The 12,165-nt window shown below is 69.4% G+C and carries 15 protein-coding genes; 6 read left to right on the top strand and 9 right to left on the bottom strand.

Annotated elements, in window-relative coordinates; all coding sequences use genetic code 11:
- Positions 1 to 18: 18 nt before the first annotated feature.
- From ACXMYJ_RS11250 to ACXMYJ_RS11240, 3 genes are read right to left on the bottom strand one after another with little or no spacing between them, the layout of a single operon-like run.
- A complete protein-coding gene (locus ACXMYJ_RS11250) occupies positions 19 to 474 on the bottom strand; it encodes an Rv0361 family membrane protein (RefSeq protein WP_443188029.1) in 456 nt (151 codons plus the stop codon).
- Complete coding sequence (gene purT / locus ACXMYJ_RS11245) at positions 471 to 1,598, bottom strand: formate-dependent phosphoribosylglycinamide formyltransferase (RefSeq protein ID WP_260756696.1); 1,128 nt, start codon at positions 1,596 to 1,598, stop codon at positions 471 to 473. Before purT ends, ACXMYJ_RS11250 begins: the two co-directional genes overlap by 4 nt.
- A complete protein-coding gene (locus tag ACXMYJ_RS11240; RefSeq protein ID WP_260756695.1) occupies positions 1,595 to 2,110 on the bottom strand; it encodes a MarR family winged helix-turn-helix transcriptional regulator in 516 nt (171 codons plus the stop codon). The genes purT and ACXMYJ_RS11240 overlap by 4 nt, the downstream gene beginning before the upstream one ends.
- A 62-nt stretch (positions 2,111 to 2,172) precedes the next feature.
- Between ACXMYJ_RS11240 and ACXMYJ_RS11235 the strand changes: the two genes are divergently transcribed.
- Genes ACXMYJ_RS11235 through ACXMYJ_RS11225 form a run of 3 tightly spaced genes read left to right on the top strand, consistent with a single transcriptional unit; the run spans position 2,173 to position 5,671 of the window.
- Positions 2,173 to 4,209, top strand: a complete 2,037-nt coding sequence (locus ACXMYJ_RS11235) for an MMPL family transporter (RefSeq protein WP_260756694.1) — start codon at positions 2,173 to 2,175, stop codon at positions 4,207 to 4,209.
- A gap of 9 nt (positions 4,210 to 4,218) precedes the next feature.
- Positions 4,219 to 5,460: a cytochrome P450 gene (locus ACXMYJ_RS11230; RefSeq protein WP_460356150.1), complete on the top strand. Its 1,242-nt coding sequence runs from the start codon at positions 4,219 to 4,221 to the stop codon at positions 5,458 to 5,460.
- A gap of 7 nt (positions 5,461 to 5,467) precedes the next feature.
- Positions 5,468 to 5,671, top strand: coding sequence for a ferredoxin (locus ACXMYJ_RS11225; protein WP_460356147.1), 204 nt, complete (start codon positions 5,468 to 5,470; stop codon positions 5,669 to 5,671).
- Here ACXMYJ_RS11225 and ACXMYJ_RS11220 read toward each other — a convergent pair.
- From ACXMYJ_RS11220 to ACXMYJ_RS11200, 5 genes are read right to left on the bottom strand one after another with little or no spacing between them, the layout of a single operon-like run.
- Complete coding sequence (locus ACXMYJ_RS11220) at positions 5,628 to 6,281, bottom strand: hypothetical protein (RefSeq protein ID WP_460356144.1); 654 nt, start codon at positions 6,279 to 6,281, stop codon at positions 5,628 to 5,630. The two genes, ACXMYJ_RS11225 and ACXMYJ_RS11220, sit on opposite strands and share 44 nt — an antisense overlap.
- 4 nt (positions 6,282 to 6,285) lie before the next feature.
- On the bottom strand, positions 6,286 to 7,134 hold the full coding sequence (locus ACXMYJ_RS11215; protein ID WP_460356142.1) for a GGDEF domain-containing protein: 849 nt from the start codon (positions 7,132 to 7,134) through the stop codon (positions 6,286 to 6,288).
- Positions 7,056 to 7,376, bottom strand: a complete 321-nt coding sequence (locus tag ACXMYJ_RS11210) for a hypothetical protein (RefSeq protein WP_460356140.1) — start codon at positions 7,374 to 7,376, stop codon at positions 7,056 to 7,058. The genes ACXMYJ_RS11215 and ACXMYJ_RS11210 overlap by 79 nt, the downstream gene beginning before the upstream one ends.
- A 27-nt stretch (positions 7,377 to 7,403) precedes the next feature.
- On the bottom strand, positions 7,404 to 8,051 hold the full coding sequence (locus ACXMYJ_RS11205; RefSeq protein WP_460356137.1) for a PaaI family thioesterase: 648 nt from the start codon (positions 8,049 to 8,051) through the stop codon (positions 7,404 to 7,406).
- On the bottom strand, positions 8,051 to 9,346 hold the full coding sequence (locus ACXMYJ_RS11200; RefSeq protein ID WP_260756688.1) for an adenylosuccinate synthase: 1,296 nt from the start codon (positions 9,344 to 9,346) through the stop codon (positions 8,051 to 8,053). Before ACXMYJ_RS11200 ends, ACXMYJ_RS11205 begins: the two co-directional genes overlap by 1 nt.
- Before the next feature lie 92 nt (positions 9,347 to 9,438).
- On the opposite strand from ACXMYJ_RS11200, the gene ACXMYJ_RS11195 reads away from it, so the two are divergent.
- Genes ACXMYJ_RS11195 through ACXMYJ_RS11185 form a run of 3 tightly spaced genes read left to right on the top strand, consistent with a single transcriptional unit; the run spans position 9,439 to position 11,741 of the window.
- Positions 9,439 to 10,038 (top strand): peptidase M50, encoded by a 600-nt coding sequence (locus tag ACXMYJ_RS11195; protein WP_460356134.1) that lies wholly within the window; start codon positions 9,439 to 9,441, stop codon positions 10,036 to 10,038.
- A gap of 10 nt (positions 10,039 to 10,048) precedes the next feature.
- A complete protein-coding gene (locus ACXMYJ_RS11190) occupies positions 10,049 to 10,801 on the top strand; it encodes a site-2 protease family protein (RefSeq protein WP_460356132.1) in 753 nt (250 codons plus the stop codon).
- A 40-nt stretch (positions 10,802 to 10,841) separates the two neighbouring features.
- Entirely contained in the window at positions 10,842 to 11,741 is a 900-nt protein-coding gene (locus tag ACXMYJ_RS11185) for a cation diffusion facilitator family transporter (protein WP_260756683.1), read from the top strand.
- Here the strand turns inward: ACXMYJ_RS11185 and ACXMYJ_RS11180 are convergent.
- A complete protein-coding gene (locus ACXMYJ_RS11180; RefSeq protein WP_260756682.1) occupies positions 11,738 to 12,154 on the bottom strand; it encodes a DUF3151 domain-containing protein in 417 nt (138 codons plus the stop codon). The genes ACXMYJ_RS11185 and ACXMYJ_RS11180 overlap by 4 nt on opposite strands.
- Between the last annotated feature and the right edge of the window lie 11 nt (positions 12,155 to 12,165).

Here is a 12,165-nt window from a genome sequence, read left to right as displayed (position 1 = left end):
GTCGTGAGTGTCCCACAGCTAGCTGGGACCGGTCGAACAGACCTTCCAGCTTCCGCCCTCGCGCACGAAGGTCATCTCGACCGTCTCCTTGGCGTCCTTGTCCTTGTCGAAGTAGTAGGTGATATCGGCGGTGGCACGGTCGCCGTCCACTGCGACGCCGGCCACCCGGTCGACGAACCGCTCACCCCGCCGTAGGACTGAGGAACGTTGTGTATCAAGAACTTTGGACTCGACGGCGTGCTGCTCGGCGCAGGTGAACACCTTGAAGTCGGCGTAGTCGCCGCGTTGCAGCGCGTCATTCTGGCCGGACGCGGCCCGCGCGATCTGCTGGTCGTCGGACATTCCGTCGCCGGAGAACACGTTGAACAACCAGATTCCGATCACGACGGCCGTAATGATCGCCAGCGCCCCGAGGAACGGTGCGACTGCCGAGCCGCTGGACTCGGTGCCGTCGGTCTCGTCGCGGCCGCTCACCGGAGCCTGCGCACGGCGGTCGCGACGCGGCGGGCGCGATCGCGCGCCACGATCGGGTCCTGGGCGGTCGCCGTGGACCAGCTGCGCCAGGGCGCCTCGCCGCCGAACACCCGGACATCGCTTTCGGCGACCGCGAGCGCATCGGCCAGCACTGCGCGCATCTCGGCGCTGGACACGTCCCTGTCCTCTCCGTCGGAGTAGCCCACCTCGACCGCGCCCGGCGAGATCATGATGGTGTCGACCGGAAGCCCGAGGATGGCGCGCGCGTGCAGTTCGAACTGCGACAGCCGTTGCGAGCGCAGCGTCACCAGGCCGCTGTCCTGCAGCCGCGGCCTGACGTCGGAGAAATACACCTCGTCGCCACGCACCAGCAGTTCGACCGCGAACACCCCTCGGCCCCCGAGGGAGTTGACGATGCGTGCGGCGATCGACTTCGCCGAGTCCAGTGCGACAGGCGAGAGTTGCTGTGGCTGCCAGGATTCCAGCGCATCGCCGTCGCTCTGGTGATGTCCGATCGGCTCGCAGAAATGCACTGTGGGCCCGGCCGGCCCCGTCGTGCGCACCGTCAGCAGGGTGACCTCGAAGTCGACTTCGACAACCGTCTCAGCCAGGACGCGCTGCGTGCTCGGTGCGCCGCCGCCCACCGCCCGCTTCCAGGCCGGCTCCACGTCGGCGGGTCGCAGCAGCACCGACTCGCCCTCGCCCGGTGCTGCGGCAACCGGTTTGACCACCATCGGGAATCCGGCGTGCGCCGCGATCGCGGTGAGTTCCTCGACCGATCCCGCGAACCAGAACGGCGCGGTGGGCAGCCCCAGTTCGTCGGCGGCGAGCTTGCGCAGACCCTCGCCGTCCTGGGACAGACGGGCGGCCCGAGGCGTGGGGAACACCTCGACGTCGTCGCGTTCGGCGATCGACAGCAGCGCGTCCGTCCCCACGGTCGCCGTGTCGAGCACCACGTGGCCGGGCCGGTGCTCGTCGATCAGCGCCGTCAGCGCGTCCGCGTCTGGTTGGTCCGTGGCGGTGACCACCTCGGCGCCGAGCCGCCGGAACGCCAGCGCGAGCTCACTGCTGCGCGCGCCCACGCCGAGCAGCAGCACCGTCTCGCCGTACCTCGTGTCAGTCATCGAGTTTCCAGCCTGCCAGACGCGTCGCCGGAATCAGAACATGACGTGAGCGCCGCGCGGAACGTGCCCATCGCGTCGGTCAGGGCGGCGAACACCCTGTGCGCGGCCGCCAGGTCGCTGTCCGGCAGGTCGGACAGTGCCCGGTGGGTGTGCTCGGCCAGCGGAGTGAAGAACTCGCGGGCGACCTCCATGCCGGGCTGGGCGACGCGCAGCATCACCTTGCGCCGGTCGGCAGGGTCGGAATCCCGCAGCAGATGGCCCGACGCGATCATCCGCTCCACCAGGTAGGTGATGGCCGCCCCCGAGGTGCCCATCCGCTCCCGGAGCTCGCCGGCCGTCAGCGGCGTGCCGGCGTTCTCGGCGACCGTGACGTAGAGCAGTGCCCGGAAATCGTTGGCGGTCAACGCGTGCAGACCTGCGAAGCGGTGTCCTATCCGGTCAGATTCCGCCGTCATGGCCCGCACATCGGCGGCGATCGACGCCTCGAGCGCGACCCGGTCGACATCCTGCACGGCCCCCACCCTACCCGGAAAATTCAGTTGATTAATTGTTAATATTCTGAAATGTTAATCTGATGAACCGTCGATACTCGTGGGTGGTCGCGCTCCTGATCGTCCTTGCCTCCGGCGCCCTGACGGGGCTGCTCGGCAGCGGAGACTCCGGGTCGCAATCGCCGGTCGCGGTACCCGCCGACGCGGAGTCCGCACGCGCCGACGCCGTCAGGGAAACGTTCCCGGGCGGAGATCAGGTACCCGCAATCCTGGTAGTGACACGCACCGATTCCGCGCCGCTGGATCCGGCCGACCTGGACGCCGTGAACGCCGCGCGCGACCGCATGCTCGCGGCTACCGGCGGCGACGCCGTCGGCCCGCCGCCGCAGGTCTCCGACGACGGCCAGGCCGCGGTCGCGACGGTGCCGCTGTCGGGCGATCTGTCCGGCTTCGCGCTCACCGACAAGGTCAAGGAGCTGCGGTCCGCGGCGGCCGACGGACTGCCGGGCGACCTGCAGGCCGAGGTGACGGGCGGACCCGCGTTCGGCGCCGACATCGCCGCTTCGTTCTCCGGCGCGAACTTCACGCTGCTGGCGGTCACCGCGACCGTGGTGGCCCTGCTGCTGATCATCACCTACCGCTCGCCGGTGCTGTGGCTGGTACCGCTGCTGGTCATCGGTTTCGCTGACCGGGTCGCCGCGGTCGTCGGGGCGTCGGTGGCCGACGCACTGGGGATGAGCCCGGACGGTTCCACCTCGGGCATCACCAGCGTGCTGGTGTTCGGCGCGGGCACCAACTACGCGCTGCTGCTGATCTCCCGTTATCGGGAAGAGCTCGGCCGCAACGAGTCTCATCACACCGCGCTGCGCACCGCGGTCCGCCGCGCCGGGCCGGCGATCATCGCCAGCAACGCCACCGTGGTGCTCGCGCTACTGACCCTGCTGCTGGCGTCGTCGCCGAGCACCCGCAGTCTCGGCGTCCAGGCCGCCTCCGGCCTGGTGATCGCCGCGGTCTTCGTGATGCTGGTGCTGCCCCCTGCTCTAGGGGTGTTCGGCCGAAAACTGTTCTGGCCGTTCATCCCTGAAGTCGGAGCCCAGCCACTGACCGACAGCGGTGTCTGGCACCGGATCGCCGATGCGGTCGCACGCCGGCCCGCCCGGGTCGCGGTGGTGTCGATCGGCGCCCTGGCCCTGCTGTGCACCGGGCTGTTCGGCACCCCCGTCGGCCTGTCGCAGACCGAACAGTTCCGGGTGCAGGCCGAATCGGTCAGCGGGTTCGAGACCCTGGCCGACCACTTCCCCAGCGGCCTGACCGACCCCGCCCGGGTGATCGCGTCGACCGATCGCGCCGCCGAGGTGCAGCGTGCGATCACCGACACCCCCGGCGTCGTCTCGGTCGTGCCCGCGGGCAGCTCCCCGGACGGACTCAGTCAGTGGTCGGTGGTCCTGGAGGCCGCCCCGGCCACCGACGAGGCGTTCGACGCCGTTGACGCACTGCGCGATTCGGTCCACGCGGTGGACCCCGACGGTCTGGTCGGCGGTTCGGACGCCACCGCCCGGGACGCGGCCGCAGCGGCCGCCCACGACCGCGCGGTGGTGATTCCGGCGATCCTGCTGGTGGTGCTGATCGTGCTGTACGTACTGCTGCGGGCGGCGCTGGCGCCGCTGGTGCTGATCGCGGCCACGGTGCTCAGCTCGGTGGCGGCGCTGGGCCTGGGCAGCTGGGCCAGCGTGCATGTGTTCGGCTTCCCCGGGCTGGACAACACCGCCCCGCTGTTCGCATTCCTGTTCCTGGTGGCGCTCGGCGTGGACTACACGATCTTCCTGGTCACCCGGGCCCGGGAAGAGACTCCCGAGCACGGCACCCGCGACGGCATCGTGCGGGCCGTCTCGGCGACCGGGGCGGTGATCACCAGCGCGGGCATCGTGCTCGCCGCGGTGTTCTGCGTGCTGGGTGTGCTGCCGCTGATCGTGCTCACCCAGGTCGGCATCATCGTCGGACTCGGCATCCTGCTCGACACCTTCGTCGTGCGCACGGTGATCATCCCCGCGCTGTTCACGTTGATAGGGCCGAGGATCTGGTGGCCGGCGCTGCGCGGGGAGGCCACCACCGGCGGGTAGCGTCGAAACATGAGTCAGGCCACCGAACCCGTGCTGCCTCCGGTGCACATGCGCCGCGACGGGTTCGATCCCACGCCGCAGCTGCGCGAGATCCGTGAGACCGAGGGCGTGCGGACGGTGACCAACGCGTTCGGGATGACGGTGTACCTGGTCACCCGGTACGCGGACATCAAAACGGTGCTATCGGATCACGTCCGGTTCGCCAACGGCCGCCCGCCCGGGTTCGTATTGCCCGGTGCACCCCCGATCGACGAGGATGAACAGGCCCGCAGCCGGGCCGGGAACCTCCTCGGCCTCGACCCGCCCGAGCACCAACGGTTGCGCCGGATGCTCACCGGCGAGTTCACCCACCGCCGGATGACGCGGTTGCGGCCGCGCATCGTGGAGATCGTCGACGCGCAGCTGGACGCGCTGGGCGCGGCCGGCGAGTCGCACCGGACGCCGGGAGGAAGACGAGCAGTCGACCTGGTCGAGCATTTCGCCCTGCCGATCCCGTCCCTGGTGATCTGCGAGCTGCTCGGGGTGCCCTACGCCGACCGCGACGCCTTCCAGCGCCGCAGCGCCCGCCAGCTCGATCTGTCGATCCCGATCCCTGAGCGCCTGGAACTGGCGCGCGAAGCACGTGCCTACATGGACAGTCTCGTCGCTGGCGCGCGGGCGCGGCCCGGTGACGACATTCTCGGGATGCTGGTGCGCCAACACGGCGGCGAACTGACCGACGACGAGTTGATCGGCATCGCCGGTCTGCTGCTGCTGGCCGGCCACGAGACCACGTCGAACATGCTGGCGCTGGGGACACTTGCGTTGCTGCGCCATCCCGACCAGCTCGCCGCGGTGCGCGACGACCCGGCCGCGGTGGCGCTCGCGGTGGAGGAACTGCTGCGCTGGCTGTCGATCGTGCACACCTCGATCCCGCGCATCACGACCACCGACGTCGTCGTCGCGGATGTGGAGATCCCGGCCGGGCAATTGGTCTTCGCGTCTCTGCCCTCGGGTAACCGGGACAGCGAGTTCATCGACGCGCCAGATCATCTCGACATCAGCCGGGGAGCGATGGGGCATCTGGCATTCGGGCACGGCGTGCATCACTGCCTCGGCGCCCCGCTGGCCCGGATGGAGATGCAGATCGCCTTCCCGGCCCTGCTACGCCGCTTCCCGACGCTGGAGCCGGCCGAGGACTTCGCCGATGTGCAGTTCCGGTCGTTCCACTTCATCTACGGTCTGAAATCGTTGCAGGTCGCCTGGAAGTGAGGATCACATGACGGTGAGCAAGGTTCACGCCGACCGTGAGCTCTGCATTCAGGCGGGCAACTGCGTGATGGTCGCCGGCGACATCTTCGATCAGGACGACGACGGGATCGTGGTCATCCTCACCGACGAGGTCAGCGGCGACGCGGCCGAGCGCGCCAGGGAAGCGGTCAAACTCTGTTCGGCGAGCGCGCTGCGTCTGGATGATCGATGACGCCGGCACGGACCAGCAGCAGCACACTGACGATCAGCACCCAGACCGGGAAACTCACCGTCATCCACTTGGTGACGTCGCTGCCGATCAGGACACACAGCGCCACAACGTAAGTCACGACAACCAGCCAGGTCGGCATCAGCCGGGTGCGCAGCCAGATGGTGGCCAGCGAGATCATGAACACCGCGGCCATCCGCAGCGCGTAGGTGTCGGACAGCGCGAGCAGAAGCGCCTGACCGAAAGCGTTGACCTCGGTGCGCGAACCCGGCACGGCGGACTCCCTCGTCGCGATCAGCCCCGCACCTACGGCTGTCGACGCGAAGATCATCGCCAGGAACAGCAGACCGCTGCCGAGGAACACCGTCGAGAAGAACTTGTCCTCCAGCGCACCGAGGCCGTCGCGGACCACGCCGAGGAACCACAGAAAGGCGATGCCGGCGAACGGCATCAACACGATGGCGATCCGCAGCCGGTGCACCGAGCCGTCCGGCAGCTCGGTGCGGATCAGCACCAGGGCCGCTCCGAACATCAGCGCGAACAGGACACCGGCGAACGCGGCAGCGCGTGGGGTGGTGAGCCGGCGCAGGTGCCGGTCTGCCGGATGGGTCATCGCATCATGCTGCCACGGCGGCCATCACGGTACGGTTCCCTCCGGCGTGTTTGGCGCGGTACATCGCGGCGTCGGCCCGCTCGATCAGCGTGCGGACCACGCCGCCGAGGTCGCCGTCGATCTGGGCGGTGGCCGCCCCGATGCTGACGGTCGGCACCAGCGCGGCATCGCAGCGCGCCACCGTGTCGTGCAGCAGCGCGGCCACGGCGGCGACGGTCTGCGGTCCGCCGTCGACGACGATGACGAACTCCTCACCGCCGGTGCGCGCGGTGACCAACCGCACGCCGAGGGCGGCCACCGCGGCGCGCGCCGCGTCGGCCACCGCCACCAGCACCCGGTCTCCGGTGTCGTGGCCGTACCGGTCGTTGATCGCCTTGAACTTGTCGATGTCCACCGCCAGCACGCCGACCCGGGTACCGCCCGGGGCCACCACCTCGGCCACGTGAGTGTCCAGGCCGCGCCGGTTGAACAACCGGGTCAGCGGATCGTGGAGCGAGTCCACCGCGTCCATCCGCAGGGCCAGCAGGTAGGACTGGACGATGACCGGCAGCGCGATCACCGTCGGCATCAGCACCAGCAGGCGCACTGTGATCACCGAGACCGGCGCCGTGGCCTGGGCGATCGCGAGCCCGTAGGTGACCGCGAACACCACCGCGGTGAACCCCAGGTGCAGCAGCAACGCCCGGGGGCCGTGCACGACGACGATGTAGATGCCGTTGGCCGCCAGCAGCGCCAGACCGGGCATCGCGGTGAATGCGTCGTGATAGCAGGCCATCACCGCGACCACCGCGATGTCGGCGTACACCGCGAACGCGGCCGACTGCCGTTCGGTGGCCAGGGCCCGAAGATCCACAGCACACCGAGCACGCACGAACTGGCGGCGATGGCAAGCACCAGGACGCGGCCCGCCACGGAGCCACCGTCGAAATAGGCCCACACCACCGACAGCACTGCGGTCAAGCCGTACAGCAACGAGAAGCAGCCGACGAAGACCTGATGCACCCGCAGCACCCCGCGGGCACGGAAATGTCTTGCCGTCCAGTCGAACTCGTGAGGTTGCCGCCACCAGGTGAGGAGAAACTCCCGCACCCCCATCGCTGTCCTCCCCCCAGAGGCGTCTGCTTAAGGCTGACCGGGCAAGAGCCTGATCATCAGCCCGTTCGACTCGGCGAGCACATTACCGTCAGCGTCGAGCAGCTCGGCGTTGACGAACGCTTTGCGCCCCTCGGCTTCCCGCAGCCAGCCCCGCGCGGTCAGCACGGTGTCGATCGGGGTGACCCTGCGGTAGTCCACGTGCAGAAACGCGGTGCGGCTGATCGGGCGGCCGGTCGCGTGGATCACCATGCCGAACATCGAATCGAACAGCAGCGGCAACACTCCGCCGTGCACGGCGGAGTTGCCGCCCACGTGGTAGCGGCTGAAGGTGACCTCCAACTCGACGCCGTCGGCCTCGAACTTGGTCACCGTCCACGGCGGCATCAGCAGGCTGCCCGCGCCCGGCAGGGCCGGCACCCGGTTGGCCGGGCCGACGCCTTCACCGGCACGGTGGGGCTCAAGCAGTTTCACCAGTTCCTCGACCCGGTCCGCGGCATCGTCCCAGGTGTCCGGGTCCGGGTTCGTCGACACGGCCAGGTCCTGGGCGCGCCGCATCGCGGCGAGGAAACGCCCGAAGCCGGGGCCGGGCCGGGCGGCTTCGAACACCGGGAAGCCGCCGTGCTTGTTGTACTCCGGATCGGTGCGGCGCGGATCCAACCCGTAGTCGGCTGACATCAACGCGGCGCCAAGACGTCGCGCCGCACGATCGTCTGGTCGCGTCCCGGACCGACACCGATGCACGAAACATAGGCTCCGGCAAGCTCTTCGAGCCGCAACACGTAGTCACGCGCCTTGGCGGGCAGATCCTCGAACTCGCGCGCGCCGGAGATGTCCTCCCACCAGCCGGGCAGCTCTTCGTAGATCGGCTCGGCGCGGGCGAAGTCGCTCTGGGTCATCGGCATCTCGTCGGTGCGCTTGCCGTTCACGGTGTAGCCGACGCAGATCGGCACCGTCTCCAGGCTGGACAACACGTCGAGCTTGGTGAGGAAGTAGTCGGTGATGCCGTTGACTCGGGTCGCGTACCGCGCGATCACCGCATCGAACCAGCCGCAGCGGCGGGCCCGGCCGGTGGTCACACCGACCTCACCGCCGGTCTTGGCCAGGTAGGCGCCGTGCTCGTCGAACAGTTCGGTGGGGAACGGACCCGAACCGACGCGCGTGGTGTAGGCCTTCAGGATTCCCAGCACCGTGGTGATCTGGGTAGGCCCGATACCGGATCCGACGGATGCGCCGCCGGCAGTCGGATTCGACGACGTGACATAGGGATACGTGCCGTGGTCGACGTCGAGCAGCGTGCCCTGCGAACCTTCCAGCAGCACGATCTCGTCGCGTTCGAGCGCCTGGTTGAGCAGCAGCCGGGCGTCGGCGATGCGGTGCTTGAAACCCTCGGCCTGCTCCAGCAGGTTCTCCACGACCTCGGCCGGCTCCAACGCCTTGCGGTTGTAGATCTTGACCAGCACTTGGTTCTTGAATTCGAGTGCGCCCTCGATCTTTTCGGCCAACAGCGTGGGGTCGAGCACGTCGGCGACGCGGATGCCGATGCGTGCGATCTTGTCCTGGTAGCACGGGCCGATTCCCCGGCCGGTGGTGCCGATCTTCTTGTTGCCGGCGTAGCGCTCCACGACCTTGTCGATCGCGACGTGGTACGGCATCAGCAGGTTCGCGTCGGCCGAGATCAGCAGCCGCTCGGTGTCGACGCCGCGATCCTCCAGGCCCTTGAGCTCGGTGAGCAGCACCCCCGGGTCGACGACCACTCCGTTGCCGATCACGTTCGTCACGCCCCGCGTCAGAATCCCCGACGGGATCAGGTGTAGGGCGAAGTTCTCGCCAGTCGGCAGCACCACGGTGTGACCGGCGTTGTTGCCGCCCTGGTAGCGCACCACCCACTGGACCCGTCCACCCAGGAGGTCGGTGGCTTTACCTTTGCCCTCGTCGCCCCACTGGGCGCCGATGAGGACGATTGCCGGCATCGCAGTCCTTCGCGTCTTCCGCTGGTTTTTCACGCTCGAGCTGCGCTCGATACAGTGTGCAGCCGGTGACCCACCCTATCTCAAGGAATGCGTTGGACCTGTCATTAGTCGCAGTCGTGCGCTCGGACAGGCACCGTCTTCCCAGGTCGCTCCGCCATCTCGCGGTCATCGAGCCCGACTTCGAGGACGTGACGGGCTACCGGCGCCTGATCGTGGTCGGATCCCACCGGGAGCTGTCCGCCGTCCTGACCCGGCTGCTTCGCGCCGACCGGCTCGACGTCGAGGTCGCCCACGTGCGGCGCCGGTGGCAGGCCCGGCGCGCCCGGACCGCGACCGCTCACCGGGTGCCGCTGATCCGCGACGAGACGGGCACCGTGATCACCGGGGCAGCGCTGTGGCTACCCCCGGACGGGCAGGCCACCCTGCGCGGTGAGGCGGTCGTGGATGACGCACGGCTCTTCGACGGGGAGGTGCCCGCTGTACGCGTCGAGCCGACCGCGGCGATGCCGGGTCTGCGCGCCCGCGTGGTGCCGGGACGGCTGCGCCGTGCGCGCTGGATCAGCGGGCGCGCTGCGCAGCTCGGGACCACGGGCGCGGTGGTGATCCGCGACGGCGAGGCCGCACAGCGGCCGGTCCGCCGGTCGACGTTCTACCGCCATACCGAGGGCTGGCTGCGGGTCGGGCGCGCCTAGGCTCGACCGGGTGCGCCCGAGCCCGGTTTTCCTCGCACTGGTCGCGGTCACCGCTGCCGGCGGGGCGCTGGCATGGACCACCGAGGGGCAGATCCGGCCGCTGTCCTACGTCGCGGTGTTCGTGTTCGTGATCTCCGGCTGGCTCGTGACGCTGTGCCTGCACGAGTTCGGCCACGCCTACTCCGCCTACCGGTTCGGCGACCGCGACGTCGCCACGCGCGGCTACCTCACGCTGAACCCGTTGAAGTATTCCCACCCGCTGTTGTCGCTCGGTCTGCCGGTGCTGTTCATCGCCCTCGGGGGCATCGGACTGCCCGGCGGCGCGGTGTACGTGCAGACCGGGCACATGACCGACCGGCAGAAGACCGTGGTGAGCCTGGCCGGGCCGGCGGTCAACCTGATCTTCGCGGTGCTGCTGCTCGGACTGACCCGGCTGCTGTACGACTCCGGGCACTCGGTGTTCTGGGCCGGGGTCGCGTTCCTCGGATTTCTGCAGGTCACCGCGCTGCTGCTGAACATGCTGCCGATCCCGGGGCTCGACGGCTACGGCGCGTTGGAAGCGCATCTGAGCCCGGACACCCGGCGCGCGCTGCTGCCGGCCAAGCAGTGGGGGTTCTTCCTGCTGCTGATCCTGCTGATCGCGCCGCCGCTCAACCAGTGGTTCTTCGGGGCGGTGTACTGGCTGTTCGACCTGTCCGGGGTACCGCCCACGCTGTCGGCCATCGGCGGTCAGCTGACCCGGTTCTGGTCGGCCTGGGTCTGACCCTTGTCACATATGCGGCTTTGCGCATATATTTCAGCTTATGGGCGCCGGACACGATCACAGCCACGCCGGTGACACCAAGGTGTCGCGAATGGTCCTCGGGGCCGCGATCCTGTCGGTGTTTTTCTTCGTGGAGCTGGGCACGGCGCTGGCCATCAACTCGATCGCGCTGCTGGCCGACGCCGGGCACATGCTCACCGACCTCGTCGCGATGTTCATGGGACTGACCGCCGTACTGCTCGCCAGGCGCGGCAGCACGTCACCGTCGCGGACCTACGGCTGGCACCGCGCCGAGGTGTTCACCGCGGTCGCGAATGCGGCGCTGCTGCTCGGGGTGGCCGGGTTCATCCTGTACGAGGCCTTCGAGCGGCTCGGCGACGCGCCCGACGTCCCCGGCGTCCCGATGATCGTGGTCGCGTTGGCCGGGCTGATGGCCAACGCGGTCGTGATGCTGCTGCTGCGCTCGCACTCCAAGGAGAGCCTCGCGGTCAAGGGCGCCTACATGGAGGTCGTCGCCGACACCCTCGGCAGCATCGGGGTGCTGATCGCCGGCATCGTCGTCGTCACCACCGGGTGGCCCTACGCCGACGTCGTGGTCGCGGTGCTCGTGGCGCTCTGGGTGCTGCCCCGGGCCATCTCCCTGGCCAGGTCGGCGCTGCGCATCCTGTCGGAGTCCTCCCCCAGCCACATCGACGTCGACGAGCTACGTGAGGCACTGTGCGCCGTGGACGGGGTCACCGAGGTGCACGACCTGCACGTGTGGACGCTGGTGCCGGGTAAGGACATGGTGACCGCGCATCTGACCAGCGTCCGAGACTCGGCGCGGATCCTCGACGACGCGCGTGCCGTGCTGGCCGCGCGCGGGCTCGAACACTCCACCGTGCAGATCGAGCCGCCGGACACCGCCGCGGACTGCGAGTGCGAGAGCCAGAACTGCTAGCTCAGCCCGAGTTCGGCGCGGGCCGCCGGATCGCAGTCGTCGAGCAGATCCAGGCAGCGCTGATACTCGGGCAGCTCCCCGATCGCCTGGGCGGCGCGGGCCAGCGCCGCCACGCAGCGCAGGAAGCCCTGATTGGGCTCGTGGGCGAACGGCACCGGTCCGAAGCCCTTCCAGCCGTTGCGGCGCAGCGCGTCCAGGCCGCGGTGGTAACCGGTGCGGGCGTAGGCGTACGCGGCGACGGCCTGCTCGTCGGCGAGCGCCTGCTCGGCGAGCACCGCCCACGCGATCGACGCCGCCGGATGCGCCGCGGCGACGATGGCGGGGTTCTCCGCCGCGTCGAGTTCGGCTTCGGCGGCGGGGTCGCCGGGCAACAGCACAGGATCCGGTCCGAGGAGGTCACCCATCCGAGTCATGGGCCCATTGT

This window comes from Mycobacterium sp. ZZG (assembly GCF_054786995.1).
Note: the sequence above shows the minus strand (reverse complement) of the source record. Positions and strands in the feature narration are given on the sequence as shown.